We start from the raw sequence: 18,161 nt of genomic DNA, 5'->3' as shown, positions 1-18,161 counted from the left end.
GGGCGCGTCGGCCCGCGACGCCCCCTCGGCGATCGCCAGGGTTTCGCCGTCCCAGTGGGCGCTGGCCTCGGGCGTCAGGATCGACCAGCGCATGTTGGCGAAGCGGCGCACGAAGAAGGGGGCGTTGCGCTCCAGGATGTGGTGCTCCGGCTCGAACCAGGCCACGTGCCACTCGTCCTTGCCGACCCAGGCCTGCCGGAAGCGGACGAAGGCCCGCATCTTGTGGATGTCGCGTCGCACCGCCTTGGCCATGGCCTCAACGCCCGCCACGTCTCCATCAACGGAGACCTGGAGCAGGCCCGGCTTTTCCCTCAGTCGCCACAGCAGGCGGTAGAGCCGCGCGAACCGCTGGGGGTCCGTGTGCAAGATGGCCGTCTCCGCCAGCTCCATGAAGGCGCGCGGAACGGTAAAGGGCGAGGCCGAGGCGGGCGGCGGCGTGGCCGTGCTGGCCAGCAGGTCGTTCGATCCCCCGACGGACCAGACCACGTCCTGCGGGCGCACCTCGGCCATCAGCAAACGACGAGCCTCGGCCCGCCAGCCGTCAAAGTCCGTCTCGCTCTTCAGGACGACGCCGAGCACTAGAGCGCGAGACTCAGCTGCCTGGGCGGCGGGACCAGCCGCGTCTTCAGGTCCAGCTGATCGATCAGGCCGCCGGGGCTGTGGTCGGGGAAGACGAGGAAGGGCAGGGCCTTTCTCACCGGCACATTCAGGTGCTTCAGGTCATCGACACGGATCTCGCGCACCTTGCGCGCCGACAGGATGCGGTCGACCGCCTTCTGGCCCAGTCCCGGCGTGCGCAGCAGCACCTCGCGCCCGGCCCGGTTGACGTCTAGCGGGAACAGCTCGCGGTGCCTCAGCGCCCAGGCCAGCTTCGGATCCATGTCCAGCGCCAGATTGCCCTCGTCCCCCTCGACGATCTCCGACGCGTCGAAGCCGTAGAAGCGCATCAGCCAGTCGGCCTGATACAGTCGATGCTCGCGCACCAGGGGCGGCGCCTGCGGCGGCAGGATGCGGCTGGCGTCCGGGATGGGGCTGAAGGCGGAGTAGTAGACCCGCTTGAGCCGGTAGTTGCTGTAGAGGTTGGTCGAGGTCTGCAGGATGGTCCGGTCGTCGGTCGCGTCCGCGCCGATGATCATCTGGGTGGACTGCCCGCCCGGCGCGAAGGTCGGCGCCTTTTTCTCTTCCTTGGCCTCGTCGATGCGGCTGCGCATCCGGCCCATGGAGCGGCGGATGGCGCGCACGTCCTTCTCGGGCGCCAGGGTTTTCAGCCCCGCCTCGCTCGGCAGCTCGATGTTGATCGACAGCCGGTCGGCGTAGAGGCCGGCCTCGGCCAGCAGCTCTTCCGAGGCGTCCGGAATGGTCTTGAGGTGGATGTAGCCCTTGAAGTCGTGGTCGAGCCGCAGCGACCGGGCCACCGCCACCACCTGCTCCATCGTGTAGTCCGGAGAGCGGATGATGCCCGACGAGAGGAAAAGCCCCTCGATGTAGTTCCGCCGGTAGAAGTCCAGCGTAAGGTCCACGACCTCCTTCACGCTGAACCGCGCCCGCGGCACGTTCGAGGACGCCCGGTTCACGCAATACAAGCAGTCGAAGGCGCAGGCGTTCGTCAGCAGGATCTTCAGCAGCGAGATGCACCGCCCATCCGGCGCATAGGAGTGGCAGATGGCCCCCTCGGTCGAGCCGATGCCCTTGCCGTTCAGAGAGTCCCTCTTGTTCGTGCCGGAGGAGGCGCAGGACGCGTCATACTTGGCGGCGTCGGCGAGGATGGAAAGCTTGCGACTGAGGTCCATGCCTCATTGTCGTTCGCGGTTTGTTCCAACGCAAGCGGGGCCGTATCAGACGCCGGTCTCGCTGTGGGGATGGGACACGGGCTTGGATTCCGGGGACCCTTTCTCGCGCAGATGGATGGCGAGGATGACGAGCAGGCCGGTCGACAGGAACTCCGACTGCCAGTTCTGGAAGCTTTCAAACCAGAACTCATGGCCCGTTAGATGGGACCAGAGCGTCTCAATTGGCTGGCCATGGGCGCGCGCATCCTCGTTCTGATGTCGGACGCTGTTGATTAGGTGCAGCACGAAGCTGGCCATGAAGAGGATCAACATCGCCAGGCCAAGCGAGTGGGCGTAGAGTACGCGCAGTGGCCCGCCGGCCCGAACGGGCCAGGGCGCATCAGGCTTGCCTTCGTCCAGTTTGGGATCGCGGTCCTGGGGATTGCCTCCCTCTGGGTCTTTCGATTCCGGCGAGCCGCGCTGGAACAGATAGGCCGTCAGCATGACGTAGGCCCACATCTGCAGGAACTCGCTTTCCCAGTTCTCGAAAAGCGTCGACAAGAACTGCCCGCCCGTCAGGAATTGGACACCTCCGAGCGCCGCCTCGCCATGCTGCAGCCGCTCCTGGTTCTCCGCGCCCCAGCCCGCGAAGAAGTGGCCGATCACGCTGAGGGCGAACAGCGACAGCAGGGCGATGGAAAGGCCGTTGTCGTGAATCCAGCCGCTGCCGGCCTTCTCACGCGGCATGGCTACATGCTCTCGGTCTCCGCCGGCGGCAGGCCGCCCTGCGACTTCGCCTGGGCCATCAGCTGCTCCTTCATGGCCAGCATGCGCTCGCCCAGGTCGTCCATGGGCAGGCCGGCCTTGCGTGCCTGGCTGAACATGCCTTCGACGCGCTGCTCCTCTTCCTTGACGTGGTGCTCGATGAGCTCGGACAGCACCTTGACCTTGGCGTCGTAGAATTCCTCGTCAGGGCCGCCGGCCTCGATCTCGTTGATCAGGACCTTGGCGCTGTCGTGCTCGACGATCGCTTCGTCGATCAGGTCCTCTTCGATCTCGCCGCGGCAGGCCGGATAGAAGACCTTCTCCTCGATCATGGCGTGCACCTTAAGCTCGGTGCAGATCTCGTGGGCCAGGGTTTCCTTGCGGTCCTTTGAGCGCGCCTTTTCGAACTGCTCGAAGAGGTCCTCGACCTTGCGGTGGTCGGCCTTCAGAAGGGCGACGGCGTCGGGCTGTTCGGTCTGGGCCATGTGTGTTTCTCCACGCTTGAGTGGAGAAAAGTCACGGCGCGCCGAGCGGTTCCGTCAGGCGGGCAGGGCGACGGGGACCGGCGCGTCCCAGGCCGGGCGCCGCTCTTCGTCCGGCGCGCGGGTCGGCAGGACCACCGTGGTCGCGGTGACCGCGTTCTCGTCCGGAATGACCAGCAGGCCGCGGGCGGCGAAGGCGTCGCCGGTCGACCGGCGCGACGTCCACATGGCCAGCCAGGGCGCGAACAGCAGCGGCAGCACGATCGGCGCGAAGAAGGTCGCGAGGTCCGGCCGGAAGCTGAGCGCGATCGCGAAGCCGACGCCGGTCACCATCTGCCAGCGCATGGCGCGAAAGGCGTCGCGGAAGCAAAGGCCGTCGGCGTCACGTTGCTGGGCGTGCCAGCCGGCGTCCTGGCCGCGCAGGATCTGGAGGACGGCCTTGGTGTTCGCCACCATCAGGATCGGGGCGAGGATAGCCGAGACGGCGACCTCGGCGGCCATGCCCCGGACCACCTGCTTGGCGCCGCCGAAGGCGCGGCGCTCGCCCGGACGGCTCAGCACCAGGGCGGCCCCCATCAGCTTGGGCCCGATCAGCAGCAGGCCCGACACCGCCGACGCCAGCATGAAGGGAGAGAACTCCGGGTTCAGGAAATACCAGAAGGACGTCCAGTCGATCGGATACTGCAGCTGGATGGCCAGGCCGGTCGCCAGAGACGCCAGCCACAGCGGCGACGAGACATAGGCCAGGCAGCCGAGCACGAACTGGAGGCGGCTCATCGGGTGGAAGCCCTTGCCGCGCAGCAGGCCCAGGTGCTGCAGGTTTCCCATGCACCACCGGTGGTCGCGGCGGATGAAAACAGTGACGGTCGGCGGCGTATCTTAGGTCGAACCCTCGAGGGCGGCGGTGTCGTTCACCCCCCAGCCGGCGCGGCGCAGCATGGCCGCCTCGACCACGTCATGGCTCAGCACGTTGCCGCCGAAGGGCTTGGCGCCCGGCAGGATCGGCAGGCCGGCGCAGGCGGCGAAGGCCTTCACCCGGATGATGGCGTTGTGGCCCCAGTAGCTGGCGTCCGAGCCCGACCAGTAGGCCAGGCCCGCGGCGGCCACGCGCCCATACAGCCGCACGCTGAACTGCGACACGCGCGCGAACAGGGTGGAGGCCTTGATGATGGTGGGGGTGGTCTGGATCAGGCCGACGCCGGTGTTGCGCTCCATGGCGTCGACCAGGCGCAGCACCGTCTCTCCGGCCATGCCGCTGTCGGCGTCCAGGACGATCATGAAGTCGTAGGCGCCGCCGAACCGGCGGGTCCATTCGGAAATATTGCCTGCCTTGTGTTCGGTATTGGCGGTGCGGCGACGATAGAAGGCGCGGCAGGCGGCCTGGCTACGGAAGCCGACATAGGCCGCCGCCTCGGCCGCGGCGGTCTCCAGCTTGGTCGAGTCCGACAGGACGAAGATGTCGAAATGCTCGGCGGCGCCGAGGCGGGCGAGCGAAGCGTCAAGCGCGGCCAGCCGACCGAAGACCGCCGAAGCGTCCTCGTTGTACATCGGCATGAGGATGGCGGTGCGTGTGCGCGGCGCCGGCGGATGGGCGGCGAAGGACAGGTCCTCCTGCTCGCGTCCGGTCATCAGCACCCACAGGCCGATGGCCGCGCTGGTGAACCAGCAGGAGATGGCCGTGACCAGCAGCAGGAAGATCGTCAGGCCGATCACTTCCAGCGCCGAGAAGCCGTGGCGCGCGTAAAGGATGACCGGGGCGATCGCGACGCAGAAGGTCAGGAAGACCGTCCCGGTCAGCAGGGCGAGTCGGCGCACGACCAGGTCGGCCGGACGCGTCGCCCGGGCGCCGTCGTTCGACAGGGGCGCGGCCTCCAGCGACTGGCGCGGCATGGCAAGCGGCGTCTCCTCCGGCAGCCAGACGAGCGGGTCGCCGACAGCATCAGGGGACGTTCCGTCAAAGCGGATCGCGAAGTCGCCCATATCCAACTCTTCCCTCGATCCGATCCGCCTCCGACGGGGAGGGGAGGCAGGCCGGTTGCTGCGGCGCAGCATGCGTCGACACCATCGTTCACAACGGCGTGATTTTCAATCACGGAATCGTGATGACGCGGAAAAATGTCAGGCGCGCGTCAGGCTTGCGTTCGCCTCGTGGCGCAGTCGGCGCTCGAGGATGAGGGCGGCGACCCCGGCCCAGCCAATGAGGACGACGGCATAAGCCCGCTCCCACCAGCCGACGTTGGCGTCATTGACCGTGCCGGGCATGACCAGGTGCTTGGTGAACAGGGTCAGGATCGCCATCGCCACGAAGACGACGGCAAGGAAGATCTTGAGGCGCGGCAGGTCGCGGCGCTCGCGCAGTCCCCAGAGCAGCAGCAAAGGCGCGATCTGGATGCCGAGCGCCAGGCTGATGATCATGTGCCGCTCATCCGGCCACGGATAGAAGGTCGAGCCCGCCAGGCCGACGCCCGCAAGAATGAAGGCCCCGGCGGTCAGGGCCGCGGTGATCCAGGCGCGGGCGAGCGCGGTCAGCGCGAGGGCGAAGCCGAGGCCCGTGAGGCCCGCCATCACGCCCGCGAAGAAGACGCCGATGTTGAAGATCTCTGGCAGCCGGGCGGTCGCTCCGCCCAGCTCGCTCAGATACTGGGTCGCGTGATCGAAGCCCGGATAGGCCGCCACGGCCGCCACAAAGGTGACGAGCGTGAGCAGCGGTGCGGCCACACCCAATTTCAGCAGGACGCGCCGGCGATCATAGGGCCTGGGATCCCGCGCCACGGGCTTCAGGCCCCACCAGGGCCGCATCGCCGGGATGCGCCGCACGATCTCATAGACGAGGAAGCTGCCGCCGAAGGTCACCGCTATGAGGATCAGGGCCTCAGGCAACGCCGACAGTTCAGCTGGCCGGATGAGCCACACCGCCACGACCAGGATCGTCTGGTGCGCGAGATAACAGGGAAAGACCGCGTCGGTGAGATAGCGAAGAAGGGGGCCGTCCGCCTTGCGCAGATGCCGGCTGCCGAAGCCGAGGATGGCGGTGATGACCGCCCACTGGTCCAGCCCCTGAACGAAGTGCTTGGGAACACCGAGGAAGGCGCCGCCGCCTGGGTGTGACCACTGCAGCATCATCAGCGGCAGCAGAACCACCGCAGCGCCGAGCGACACCCAGCGGTAGCGCTCCAGGTCGGCCCAGACGCTCTCACGCCGAGCCAGCAGAAAGCCGAACAGGAAGGCGCCCAGCGACAGGAGGTGATTGTACGGGTCCCAGAACAGTCCGTTGGTGATGCCGAAGACCGGGAAAAGGGTGATCCGGATCAGCACCAGATAGGCTGCCGGGATGACCAGCACCCGCCAGCCGCCGATCAGGCTGGCCAGCTTTTCCTCCATCCACGGGATGAGGCCCTCGCGCCGCATGAGCAGCACGGCCACCAGGCTGTAGGCGCCGATATAGAAGACGAACCACAGGTGGTTCACCGGCACGCCGTTGAACAGGCCCGGTCCGAACTCCTTGGCGAGCCACGGGAGATACCCCTGGTTCCACCAGCCGTTATCCAGGGCCTCGATCCACGACTGCAGCGAGACCAGCAGGACCACGCCCATGAGCAGGGGCGGCCCCAGCCGTTCGAAGCGGGCCTTGGCGACCTGGCGAGGCGTGCGCCGCGCCGTCATGAACCTGAGCGCGGCGCCGGACACCAGGAACAGCAGTGTCAGACGCCACGGCCCCGTCAGCAGCAGGGCCTCCGGCATCCAGCCGAAGCGGTGCTCGGACTGGATGTGCCAGTCGTACGGGGCATAGACGAGGGCAGTGTGAAACAGGATCAGCAGGCCGAACGCGATCACCCGGATCCAGTCCAGGTCCGCCCGACGGCCGTTCACAAATGCGTGATGAGCGCTCACGCGCGCCCTCTATGATGGCCAGCGCCTCCTGTCCATCGGGCGTCACGCCTCCCGAACCGTTCCCCCGCGCGACATAGAGGCGCAGACGGTCCTTGGCCTGCTGAAATCATTGGAGGTCCGGCCCTCCAAGCTTGACAGTGAGGGCGATGTCGAACGGATGAGTAGTTCCCGCATAGGTATGTAACTCAGGGCAAACGACAACTAAAGATAGAAGTGTTCGGGCCCCGGAACACTTGGGGTTACCGCTACGTTACCCGCCTCGCGCGCCTTTCCATCGAGGGCCGTCGAGGGCGGCGGCCGCCGGCGCGCTGGGAGGTCACATGCCCCGCTTCTCCATGTTCGCCGCGTACCGCGCGGTCGTTTCCGATGAACTGTCCGATCTCGCCGCGGCGCCTGGGGCGCGCGCCTGGGGCGAGACCGCTAGCTTCGCGCCCCGGACCCAGTCGTTCGTGGAGCCGCAGATGCAGGATGCCGCCTTCGAGGTCGCACCCCTGATCCTGCCCGCCGAGGCGGACCCCACCCTGTCGCTGCGATGCGGGTGCAGCTACTGCCTGAAGTCGGTCGACCGCTTCGATCCCGACGGCGTGGGCGACGATAAGCCGGACGGGCCGCTTCAACCGGTGCTGCTCACCATCGACGCTCAGGCGGACGACGTCTCGACCACCGCGACCATCACGGTGGACGGTCCCCACATCGTTTCCACCACCGACACCATCGGTGACCAGGACTTCTTCGCCGTGAACCTGGTCGAGGGCCAGTGGTACAACATCGGCCAATATCTGACGCTCGGCGGTCCGAGCGGCGTGCCCCAGGCGGACGCCTACATCGAATTATACGATTCCGCGGGCAACCTGATCACCCAGGCTGACGGCGGAGGGCCCAACACGCCGTCGGGCCTCGACGCCTTGCTGACCTATCAGGCGGACTACACGGGCACCTACTACATCAACGCCCGCGCCTACGATCAGGATGGAACGAACGGCTCGACCGGCGACTTCGTCGGCGACTACGAGCTGTTCGTCGATACGGTCGACTTCGAGGCCAATCCCTACGCCTACCGGCCGTTCTACGACACAGACAGCCCGCTGCACTCGATCGACTGGGGCAGCCAGTTCGACCGCACGTCGCGCAACCCTGACGGGGACAACGGCACCCGGCCGAACCCCTGGGCGCCGGACGGCAATGGTCCGATCCTGACCAACAACTACGGGATCGAGGGCAAGAACGTCATCACCTACTACTACGCCAAACAAGGCGACGTTTACGTCGATGAGGACCCGCTGGATCCCGGGCTCGCGACAACGCTCCAGGCCAAGAACATGGAGGCCTGGGAGAAGGCGGCCTTCCGCCAGGCCTTCGACCTGTACGAACAGGTCGCCGACATCATCTACATCGAGGTCCAGAACCGGCACGAAGCCGACATCAACATCATCACCTACCAGGGCACCCCGGGCGTGGGCGCGAGCCTGCTAGGCCGGATGAGCCCGCCGAACGAGGCCAACGAAGGGCAGACGGAGATCAACGCCGGGGACGCTCGCTGGACTGAGGAAGGCGTGAGCCAGGGCGGCTTCTATTTCCCCACCCTGTTGCATGAACTGGGTCACGGCCATGGCATGGCCCACCCACACGACAATGGCGGCCGCTCCTCCATCATGCGCGGCGGAGACGGCGGCACCGGCGGCCTCGGCGGCGGCTTCGGCGACTTCGACCTGAGCCAGCAGGTCTTCACCATCATGTCCTACAACGACGGGTGGAACGAAACCGGTGGCGTCGGCGGCCGCCCCGCCGGCCACGGCGGGCCCCGCTCCGGCGGCATCACCGGGACCGAGGTCGACCACTTCGGCTGGATGGGCACGCTCGCCGCGCTCGACATCGCCGTGATCCAGGACAAGTACGGCGTCAACGAGGAATGGGCGACCGGCAACGACGTCTACGAGATCAAGGACTTCAACGGCGCCGGCAACTTCTACTCGACCATCTGGGACGCCGGCGGGACCGACGAAATCCGCTATTCCGGCACGGCCGACGCCACCATCGACCTTCGCGCCGCGACGCTCCGCTATGAGGAAGGCGGCGGCGGCCGCGTCTCCTACGCCTACGGCCTGTGGGGCGGCTTCACCATCGCCAACGGCGTGACCATCGAGAACGCCACGGGCGGGCGGGGCGATGATGTGCTGATCGGGAACGAAGCGGCGAACACCCTGAAGGGGGGGCTTGGCGCTGATCGAATCGACGGTGGGAACGGCGACGACGTCCTGAACGGCGGTTCCGGCGATGACATCTTGATCGGGGGAGCGGGTCGAGACCGTCTGTTGGGCGGCCCCGGATCGGACCTGGCCGACTACTCTTCCTCCAACGCCGCGGTCCAGATTAGGCTCGGCCTGAACCGGTTCGAGGGGGGGCACGCACAAGGCGACGAACTGCTGGCGGTCGAAAACGTGAGGGGTTCGAACTTTTCGGATCAACTCATCGGGTCCGATGCCGCCAACGCGTTCTACGGCGGCTCGGGCAAGGACTACCTCGACGGCGCGATTGGCGACGACCGTCTCGACGGCGGTGCGGGCAACGACCGCCTGCGCGGTAGTGAGGGAAGCGACACCTTCATCTTCCGCGGCGCCTCTGGCTCGGATCTCATCTATGATCTCGAAGTCGGCCAGGACGTCATTTCGCTCGATGGCTCGATCTTCGCGGACTTCGCCGATGTCCTGATCCATACGTCCGACGACGGTTCCGGCAACGCCGTCATCTCCAAGAGCGGCGTGACCATCACCCTGCAAGGCGTCTCGAAAGCACAGCTTCAGGCAGGTGACTTCGAGTTCGCCGTGGCGGCGCCCGCAGCGGCCGAGCCCAAGGACCTCGGTCCCCAGGTGCTGCCGGCCGAGAAGGACGGATCGGCGGATGACGCCATCATCTGTCCTGTCCTGGGCGACGTGAAGGCGACCTCCGACTTCGGCGATGATTTCGACCCGCTTGTCCTGCCGCTCGACATGGGTCCGAAGGACATCCAGGAGGCGCCGGTCGTCTGTCAGCCGGGGTCTGATGTGCTTGACCTGGGACCGGCGGACGTCACCTCGCTCTGGGACGACATCGGCCGCGGGCCGCATCACCGGCTCGCCCACTCGGACTGGGCGGTTCTGGTCTGACGCTTTCGGGCGGGCGTCGGGGTCAGGCCAGCTGGCCGAAGATCACGGCGCCCGCCAGCAGCGTCGCGGCCATGGCGCAGAAGCCGGCGGCGAACAGGGCCCCGACGAGGCCGTCGCCGGCCTTCGGATCGGCGAGGAGGGTCTTGGCCTGGTGGATCGCTTCGAGCATGGGGCGATCCCACCCGAACATGGTTAACGATCTCCTGCCTTGGCGCGGGTCGGGTCCGGCCCTAGAAGCCGGGGGCCATGATCCTCGTCGTCGATAACTACGACAGCTTTACCTACAACCTCGTCCACTACCTGGCCGAGCTGGGGGCGGACGCGCACGTCATCCGCAACGACGCCATGGGGGTCAATGAGGCCCTGGCCCTGGGCCCCGAGGGGGTGCTGCTGTCGCCGGGGCCCTGCGCGCCTGACCAGGCGGGAATCTGCCTCGACATCATCCGCCAGGCCCCGCCGCACCTGCCCATCCTGGGCGTCTGCCTGGGCCACCAGGCCATCGGCCAGGCCTTCGGCGGCGAGGTGGTGCGGGCCAAGCAGCTGATGCACGGCAAGACCAGCCCGATCCGGCACGAAGGCCGCTCGGTCTTCGCCGGCCTGCCCGACCCGTTCACGGCGACGCGCTACCACTCGCTGGCGGTTCGGCGCGAGAGCCTGCCGGACTGCCTGGAGGTCACCGCCTGGACGGAGGACGGCGAGATCATGGGCCTGGCCCACCGCGAGCGGCCCATCCATGGGGTGCAGTTCCACCCGGAGTCGATCGCGACCGAGCACGGCCACGAGCTGCTCGACAACTTCCTGAAGCTGGCGCGGCCCGCGCCGGCCCGCGCAGCGTAGGGACACCGCGCCGATGTCCGACGCGTTCAAGCCGTTGCTGTCGCGCCTGGCCGAGGGCCGGGTGCTGTCCGAGGACGAGGCCGAGGAATTCCTCACCGCCTGCCTGATGGGCGAGGCGACGCCCGCCCAGCTGGCCTCGGCCCTGACGGCCCTGCGGGTGCGCGGCGAGACGGTGGGCGAGATCGCCGCCTTCGTGCGCGCCATGCATGGGGCGATGATCCGGCTGGAGCACCCCTATGACGCCGTCGACACCTGCGGCACCGGCGGAGACGGCCAGCACACCTTCAACGTCTCGACCGCGGCGGCCTTCGTGCTCGCGGGCGCCGGCGTGAAGGTCGCCAAGCACGGCAACCGGGCGCTGAGCTCGAAGTCGGGGTCGTCGGACGTGCTGGCGGCGGTCGGGGTGAACCTACAGGCGTCGCTGGAGCAGCAGCGACGGGCGCTGGACGAGGCCGGCGTGTGTTTCCTCTTCGCCCCGGTCCACCACCCGGCCATGCGTCACGTGACGCCGGTCCGGGCCGAGATCGGCTTTCGCACCGTCTTCAATATCCTGGGGCCCCTGTCGAACCCGGCCGGGGTGCGCCGCCAGGTGATGGGCGTCTACGACTCGCGCTGGCTGGAGCCGATCGCCGAAACCATGGGCCGGCTGGGCGCGGTGCGCGGCTGGACCGTGCACGGCCAGGGCCTGGACGAGCTGACCACCACCGGCGAGACCGAGGTCTGCGAATGGCGGAACGGCGCGGTCTGCCGCTTCACCGTGACGCCGGAAGAAGCGGGCGTGGCGCGGACCACCATCGAGGCCCTTCGCGGCGGCGCGCCCGAGGACAACGCGCGCGCGCTGCTTGAGCTTCTGGACGGCGCGGCCGGGCCCTATCGCGACATCGTGGTGCTGAACGCCGCGGCCGCCCTGGTCGTGGCCGACCGGGCCGAGTCCCTGGCCGAGGGCGCGGACCTGGCCCGCCGTTCGCTGGATACGGGCGCGGCGCGAACTGCGCTCGACCGGCTGGTGGCGGTCTCCAACGAGCCCGTGGAATGAGCGACATCTTGGAGCGGATCGCCGCCTACAAGCGCGAGGAGGTCGCGGCGCGAAAGGCCGCGCGGGTCTTTGCGGAGGTGGAGGCCGCGGCGCGCGCCGCCGATCCGCCGCGCGGCTTCGCCCGCGCCCTGACCGAACGCGCAGCGCCGGGCCGGCCGGCCCTCATCGCCGAGGTCAAGAAGGCCAGCCCGTCGAAGGGCCAGATCCGCGCCGACTTCGACCCGCCCGCCCTGGCCAGCGCCTATGAGGCCGGCGGGGCCGCCTGTCTGTCGGTCCTGACCGATGGGCCGAGCTTTCAGGGCGACGACGCCTATCTGGCAGCGGCGCGATCGGCGGTCGGCCTGCCGTGCATCCGCAAGGACTTCCTGGTCGATCCCTGGCAGGTGGCCGAGAGCCGGGCGCTGGGCGCCGACTGCATCCTGGTGATTCTGGCCATGGTCGACGACGCGCTCGCCGCCGACCTGCTGGCCGAGGCGAAGCGCTTCGGCATGGACGCCCTGGTCGAGACCCACGACGAAGCCGAGATGGCGCGCGCCGGCGGGCTCGGCGCCACCCTTGTCGGGGTGAACAACCGATCGTTGCGCACCTTCGAGGTCGACCTGGCCGTGACGGAACGGCTGTTCCCGCTCGCGCCGGAAGGCGCGCTGCTGGTCTCGGAGAGCGGCCTGTTCACGCCGGCCGATTTGGCGCGGGTTTTTGCGGTCGGAGCTTCGGCGGTGCTGGTGGGTGAGAGCCTGATGCGCCAACAGGACGTCGAGGCGGCGACGCGGGCGCTCCTGGCGTAACCTCTCCTTAACCGGAACACCACAGGAACAGACTTGTGGACGTTTGCGGTTTGTTCCGCTAGGTTCCACGAACTGGATTCGGTTTCGAGGACCGCCATGCTGACGCGCAAGCAGCACGAACTGCTCATGTTCGTGCACGAACGGATCAAGGAGACCGGGGTGTCTCCCTCCTTCGACGAAATGAAGGAGGCGCTGGACCTGGCGTCCAAGTCGGGCATTCACCGGCTGATCACGGCGCTGGAGGAGCGGGGATTCATCCGCCGCTTGGCGCACCGCGCCCGCGCACTCGAAGTGGTCAAGCTGCCGGAGGAGGCCTCCATGGGCGGGCGTCCGCGCGGGCCTTTCCGTCCGCAGGTCGTCACCGGCGGGGGCGCGGCTCAGCCCGCCAACGACGTTCGCGAACTGCCCGTGCTCGGCAAGATCGCGGCGGGCACGCCGATCTCCGCCATCCAGCACGAGAAGGACCGCATCCCGGTGCCCGAGGCGCTGCTGGGGTCGGGCGAACACTATGTGCTCGAGGTCTCGGGCGACTCCATGATCAACGCCGGCATCCTCGACGGCGACCTGGCGCTGATCCGCAAGTCGGACACCGCATCGTCGGGCGAGATCGTCGTGGCCCTGGTCGAGGGCGAGGAAGCCACGCTCAAGCGCCTGCGCAAGCGCGGCGCCTCGATTGCGCTGGAAGCCGCCAACCCGGCCTATGAGACCCGCATCTTCGGGCCCGACCAGGTCGAGGTTCAGGGCAAGCTGGTCGGCCTGATCCGCCGATATCACTGAACCCAGGGGCGCTCGCCCCTGAGGTCGTCCGTCCAGACTCCGCGCCAGCCGTCGCCCTCGCGCCACAGCTCGACCGAGCCGCGCGCCAGGTCGCGACCGTCCAGCACCAATCGCCCATCGCAGGCGGTCGGCAGGTTCGTCACCGGCGTCCGCACCGCCACGACCTCGCCGGCCGCGCACAGTTCGGACAGTTGGGCGTCATCCGGCGCCCTACGCCCGAACCAGATCGCGGCCGAACCCGTCTCGGAGGTCAGCGCGCACCACGACCGTCGGCACACCCGCTCCGCCAGCTCCGGCGACGCCGGCTCCACTCCCCGTCGGCGGGTCCACAGGTCGACCGCGAACAGCCGCACATTGGGCCTCACCACCTGCACCGTGTCGCCCGCCCGCAGCGCCGCATTGGTCCCCTCCGGCCCGATCCACAGGTCGGGCGCGGGCGGCCGGGACCAGATGAGGACCGCGCAGGCGAAGGGCAGGCCCAGCCACCTCAGCCGGCCCCGCCACAGGCAGACGAACAGTATTCCAAGAAAGGCGATCGGCAGGGCGACCGCCGGCGCGCTCGGCACCGTCACCACCGCGCCGGGCAGGTTGGCGGTGAACCGGCCGATGCCCATCATCCAGTCGATCGATTGACCCGCCAGCCACAGGACCGGCCCGCCCCAGCCCGCCGCCTCCATGGCCGCGCCGACGGCCAGCGCCGGCATCATCACGAAGCTCGAAATCGGCGCGACCGCCAGGTTGGCCGCCAGGCCGAACACCGCCGAGCGGTTGAAATGGTGCATGGCGAACGGCCCGGTCGCCAGCCCGGCGACCAGGCTCGCCATCAGCGCCACGAACAGCCACGACCTTGCCCGCTGGAAGGCGACGATGGGCCAGGGCGCGGAGATCTCCTTCAGGCGCGGCGGCCAGGCTTCGGCCAGGGCCACCAGGGCGGCGGTCGCCGCGAAGGACATCTGAAATCCCGGCTGCACCACCGACTCCGGCCTGCGCAGCAGGACGATCAGGGCGGCCAGCGCCAAGGCGTTCATGCTGACCGCCCGCCGGTCCAGCAGGATGGCGGCGAAGGCGACCCAGGCCACGATCGCGGCCCGCTCGGCCGGCGGCGGCGCACCGGAGACGACCAGATAGATCCCCACGGCCAGGGACCCCGCCAGGGCCGCGATCTTCTTGCCCGGCGCCCTCAGGGCCAGCCACGGCCAGGCCGCCACCATCAGGCGGATGGCGAAGAAGACGAAGCCGCCCACGATGGCCATGTGCAGGCCCGAGATCGACAGGATGTGCGCCAGGCCGGAATCGCGCATGGCCTGTTCGTCGGCCTCCGCGATCCAGGCCTCATGGCCGGTGGTCATGGCCGCCGCAATGCCGCCGGACGGCTGGCCCAGGCGCTCGACGATGCGACGGCCCAGATCGAAGCGCATGCCGTTGATCGCCATCTTCAGCCGTAGCGGCCAGGGCGGCTCTCGCAGGATCACCGGCCGAGGCTGGCTGATGCTCAGCACCGTGCCGCCGACGCTCTGGAACCAGGCGTTGCGGCCGAAGTCGAAGGCGCCCGGACTGGCGGGCTCCGGCGGCGGGTTCAGCACGCCCCGGATCGAGACGGCCTCATCCGGCCGCATGGCTTCGCCGCGCAGGCTCACTGTCAGCCGGTGCGGGATCGCCTCGGCGTCCAGACCTTCGATCCAGGTCGGGGCCAGCACTACGCGCGCGCCACGCGTCCCGGGGCTGGAAACGTCGACCACCCAGCCCTCGATCCCCACGATCCCCGCGTCCGCCGGCGCGATCGGCGCGGCGACCGCGTCGGACCTCAGCTTGGCGATGGCCAGTCCGCTCGCCAGGAAGGCCACAAGCGTCAACGGTATCAGCCAGGCGAGCCCCAGCCGCCGCCAGCCCCAGGCCAGCGCCGCGACCAGCAAGGCTCCAAAAACCAACAGCGGCCAGACCGGCGGCTCAATCGGCAGGGCGAAATAGACCGCGCACCCGCACCCGAAGGCCACCGGCGTCCACAGCCGCCAGCGATCGGCCTGGGCCAGGACCTGGTCGGCCAGCCAGGCGCGCACCCGGACGGCCATGCCCGGATTGGCGCTAGGCGCTTCGCCGTCGGGCGCTATAACCCGCGGCGCCATGACCCGCCCTGTCGTCACCCGTATCGCCCCCTCGCCGACCGGCTCCATGCACATAGGAACCGCGAGAACGGCGCTCTTCAACTGGCTTTTCGCGCGCCACCACGGCGGCAAGTTCTTGATTCGCGTGGAGGATACGGACCGCGAACGTTCAACCGACGCGGCAGTTCGGGTCCTGTTCGACGGTTTCGCCTGGCTGGAGCTGTTCTCCGACGAGGAGCCGGTCTTCCAGTTCCAGCGCGCGCCCCGCCACCGCGAGGTGGTCGAGGAGCTGCTGGCCCGTGGCGGCGCCTATCGCTGCTTCATGTCGGCGGAAGAGACCGAGGCCGCCCGCGAACAGGCCAAGGCTGAGGGCCGCGCCCTGCGCTCGCCTTGGCGAGACCGGCAGCCCAACGACATCTCGGCCCCGGCGGTGGTCCGCTTCCGCGTGCCGGACGTGGAGCACGTCGTCGTCTCCGACGCTGTGCAGGGCGAGGTCCGCTTCGCCGCCAAGGACCTGGACGACCTGGTGCTGCTGCGCTCGGACGGGACGCCGACCTACAATCTCGCCGTGGTGGCCGATGATCACGACATGGGGATCACCCACGTCATCCGCGGCGACGACCATCTGAATAACGCCGCGCGTCAGGCCCTGATCTATGACGCGCTCGGCTGGGAGCGGCCGGTCTTCGCCCACATCCCCCTGATCCACGGCCCGGACGGCGCCAAGCTGTCGAAGCGCCATGGCGCCCAGTCCGTCGGCGAATTCCGCGACATGGGCTACCTGCCCGAGGCCATGCGCAACTATCTGGCCCGGCTGGGCTGGAGCCACGGCGACGATGAACTGTTCTCCGACGAACAGGCCATCCGGTGGTTCGACCTCGACCAGGTCGGCCGCGCGCCGTCGCGGCTGGACTTCGACAAGCTGGCGCACGTGAACGCCCACTGGCTGCGGCTGGCCGACGACGACCGGCTGGCGAAGCTGACGCTGGAAGCTCTCATGCGCCGCGGCCACGACCTGGCCGAAGGCGACGAGGACCGGTTGACGCGCGCCGTGCCGTTCGTGAAGGACAGGGCCAAGACCATTCTCGAGCTCGCCGACCAGTGCGCCTTCGCGCTGTCACGACGACCTCTGGCTTTCACCGACAAGGCGCAGGCGGCCCTGACCGACGAGGCTCGCGACCGCCTGTCCCGCCTGCGTCAGCGCCTGGGCCTGTTCCGGAGCTGGGACGTCTTCGCGCTGGAAGCCGAGATCAAGGCCTTCGCGGAAGAAGAGGGCGTCGGCATGGGCAAGGTCGGTCCGCCCCTGCGCGCGGCGCTCACCGGCGGGGCTGTGTCGCCGGACCTGGCGAAGATCCTCGCGGCCCTCGGTCAGGCGGAAAGCCTGGCCCGTCTGGACGATGCGCTTTCCAGCGTGGCTTGAGCCGCTATAAAGCCGCCAACATTAGGCCGCTCCCCCGGCCCAGCAGGATTTCACGATGACCGACAAAGCCACGCTGACGTACCAGGACAAGCAAGTCGACCTGCCCGTGCTCAAGGGTTCGACCGGTCCGGACGTCATCGACATCCGCAAGCTCTATGCGGAGACGGACGCCTTCACCTACGACCCCGGCTTCACCTCGACGGCGGCCTGCGAGAGCGGCCTGACCTTCATCGACGGCGACAAGGGCATCCTGCTTCACCGCGGCTATCCCATCGACCAGCTGGCCTCCAAGTCCAACTTCGTCGAGGTCTGCCACCTGCTGCTGCGCGGAGAGCTGCCGACGGCCTCGGAATACGAGGCGTTCGAGCGCTCGATCACCATGCACACCATGCTGCACCAGCAGTTCGACCGCTTCTTCGAGGGCTTCCGCCGCGACGCCCACCCGATGGCGATCATGGTCGGCACCGTCGGCGCCCTGTCGGCCTTCTATCACGACAGCCTGGACATCAAGGATCCCGTCCAGCGCAACATCTCGGCCATCCGCCTGATCGCCAAGATGCCGACCATCGCCGCGCGCGCCTACAAGTACTCGGTCGGCCAGCCCTTCGTGTCGCCGCGCAACGACCTGAACTACGCCGAGAACTTCCTGCGCATGTGCTTCGCCGTGCCGGCCGAGGACTATGAGGTCAATCCGGTCCTGGCGCGCGCCATGGACCGCATCTTCATCCTGCACGCCGACCACGAGCAAAACGCCTCGACCTCGACCGTCCGCCTGGCCGGCTCGTCGGGCGCCAATCCCTTCGCCTGTATCGCCGCGGGCATCGCCTGCCTCTGGGGCCCGTCGCACGGCGGCGCCAACGAGGAGGCGCTGAACATGCTCAATGAAATCGGTACGCCGGAGCGCATCCCCGAGTTCATCGAGGGCGTGAAGGAAAAGAAATACAAGCTGATGGGCTTCGGTCACCGGGTCTACAAGAACTACGATCCGCGCGCCAAGGTTATGCAGGAAAGCGCCTACGAGGTGCTGGACGCCGTCGGCGATCCGAACGATCCGCTGCTGCAGGTGGCCCGCGAACTGGAGCGCGTGGCGCTGAGCGACGAGTACTTCCAGGAGCGCAAGCTGTTCCCGAACGTGGACTTCTATTCGGGCATCA

The 18,161-nt window shown here is 68.4% G+C and carries 16 protein-coding genes; 7 read left to right on the top strand and 9 right to left on the bottom strand.

What is annotated here, in order from left to right:
* The 7 genes from Q0M60_RS14115 to Q0M60_RS14085 form a co-directional block, all read right to left on the bottom strand.
* Positions 1-579 (bottom strand): TIGR03915 family putative DNA repair protein (locus Q0M60_RS14115; RefSeq protein WP_296820700.1); only part of this gene is annotated, 579 nt, incomplete at its 3' end.
* Positions 579-1,790, bottom strand: coding sequence for a putative DNA modification/repair radical SAM protein (locus tag Q0M60_RS14110; protein WP_296820697.1), 1,212 nt, complete (start codon positions 1,788-1,790; stop codon positions 579-581). The genes Q0M60_RS14110 and Q0M60_RS14115, both read right to left, overlap by 1 nt.
* Positions 1,791-1,835: 45 nt before the next feature.
* Positions 1,836-2,516 (bottom strand): DUF6766 family protein, encoded by a 681-nt coding sequence (locus Q0M60_RS14105; RefSeq protein WP_296820695.1) that lies wholly within the window; start codon positions 2,514-2,516, stop codon positions 1,836-1,838.
* Positions 2,517-2,518: 2 nt separating this feature from the next.
* Positions 2,519-3,019 (bottom strand): hemerythrin domain-containing protein, encoded by a 501-nt coding sequence (locus tag Q0M60_RS14100; protein WP_296820692.1) that lies wholly within the window; start codon positions 3,017-3,019, stop codon positions 2,519-2,521.
* Between the two features lie 54 nt (positions 3,020-3,073).
* A complete protein-coding gene (locus Q0M60_RS14095; protein ID WP_296820690.1) occupies positions 3,074-3,844 on the bottom strand; it encodes a hypothetical protein in 771 nt (256 codons plus the stop codon).
* 51 nt (positions 3,845-3,895) lie between these two features.
* Positions 3,896-4,996 (bottom strand): glucans biosynthesis glucosyltransferase MdoH, encoded by a 1,101-nt coding sequence (gene mdoH, locus Q0M60_RS14090; protein WP_296820688.1) that lies wholly within the window; start codon positions 4,994-4,996, stop codon positions 3,896-3,898.
* A gap of 138 nt (positions 4,997-5,134) precedes the next feature.
* Positions 5,135-6,907 (bottom strand): acyltransferase family protein, encoded by a 1,773-nt coding sequence (locus Q0M60_RS14085; RefSeq protein WP_296820686.1) that lies wholly within the window; start codon positions 6,905-6,907, stop codon positions 5,135-5,137.
* A 320-nt stretch (positions 6,908-7,227) separates the two neighbouring features.
* On the opposite strand from Q0M60_RS14085, the gene Q0M60_RS14080 reads away from it, so the two are divergent.
* Entirely contained in the window at positions 7,228-10,050 is a 2,823-nt protein-coding gene (locus Q0M60_RS14080) for a M10 family metallopeptidase C-terminal domain-containing protein (RefSeq protein ID WP_296820685.1), read from the top strand.
* 22 nt (positions 10,051-10,072) lie between these two features.
* Here Q0M60_RS14080 and Q0M60_RS14075 read toward each other — a convergent pair whose 3' ends face one another.
* Positions 10,073-10,219 (bottom strand): hypothetical protein, encoded by a 147-nt coding sequence (locus tag Q0M60_RS14075; RefSeq protein ID WP_296820682.1) that lies wholly within the window; start codon positions 10,217-10,219, stop codon positions 10,073-10,075.
* A gap of 77 nt (positions 10,220-10,296) precedes the next feature.
* On the opposite strand from Q0M60_RS14075, the gene Q0M60_RS14070 reads away from it, so the two are divergent.
* The 4 genes from Q0M60_RS14070 (at position 10,297) to lexA (ending at position 13,485) form a co-directional block, all read left to right on the top strand.
* Positions 10,297-10,887 carry an aminodeoxychorismate/anthranilate synthase component II gene (locus Q0M60_RS14070; RefSeq protein ID WP_296820680.1) on the top strand — a complete coding sequence of 197 codons (591 nt, stop codon included), beginning with the start codon at positions 10,297-10,299 and terminating at the stop codon, positions 10,885-10,887.
* A 13-nt stretch (positions 10,888-10,900) separates the two neighbouring features.
* A complete protein-coding gene (gene trpD, locus Q0M60_RS14065) occupies positions 10,901-11,923 on the top strand; it encodes an anthranilate phosphoribosyltransferase (protein WP_296820678.1) in 1,023 nt (340 codons plus the stop codon).
* The gene (trpC, locus tag Q0M60_RS14060; RefSeq protein WP_296820675.1) at positions 11,920-12,708 is read left to right on the top strand and encodes an indole-3-glycerol phosphate synthase TrpC; all 789 of its coding nucleotides are present in this window, start codon (positions 11,920-11,922) and stop codon (positions 12,706-12,708) included. The genes trpD and trpC overlap by 4 nt, the downstream gene beginning before the upstream one ends.
* Before the next feature lie 96 nt (positions 12,709-12,804).
* Positions 12,805-13,485, top strand: coding sequence for a transcriptional repressor LexA (lexA, locus tag Q0M60_RS14055; protein ID WP_296820672.1), 681 nt, complete (start codon positions 12,805-12,807; stop codon positions 13,483-13,485).
* Here the strand turns inward: lexA and Q0M60_RS14050 are convergent.
* The gene (locus tag Q0M60_RS14050) at positions 13,479-15,608 is read right to left on the bottom strand and encodes a ComEC/Rec2 family competence protein (protein WP_296820669.1); all 2,130 of its coding nucleotides are present in this window, start codon (positions 15,606-15,608) and stop codon (positions 13,479-13,481) included. The genes lexA and Q0M60_RS14050 overlap by 7 nt on opposite strands.
* Here Q0M60_RS14050 and gltX point away from each other — a divergent pair.
* Together gltX and gltA are read left to right on the top strand one after the other, a co-directional pair.
* A complete protein-coding gene (gene gltX / locus Q0M60_RS14045; RefSeq protein ID WP_296820666.1) occupies positions 15,607-17,007 on the top strand; it encodes a glutamate--tRNA ligase in 1,401 nt (466 codons plus the stop codon). The genes Q0M60_RS14050 and gltX overlap by 2 nt on opposite strands.
* 55 nt (positions 17,008-17,062) lie before the next feature.
* On the top strand, positions 17,063-18,161 hold a 1,099-nt coding region (gene gltA, locus Q0M60_RS14040), incomplete at its 3' end, for a citrate synthase (RefSeq protein WP_296820664.1).

This window comes from Brevundimonas sp. (genome assembly GCF_024711105.1).
GTDB lineage: Bacteria > Pseudomonadota > Alphaproteobacteria > Caulobacterales > Caulobacteraceae > Brevundimonas.
This window is presented reverse-complemented; position numbering and strand designations above follow the sequence as displayed.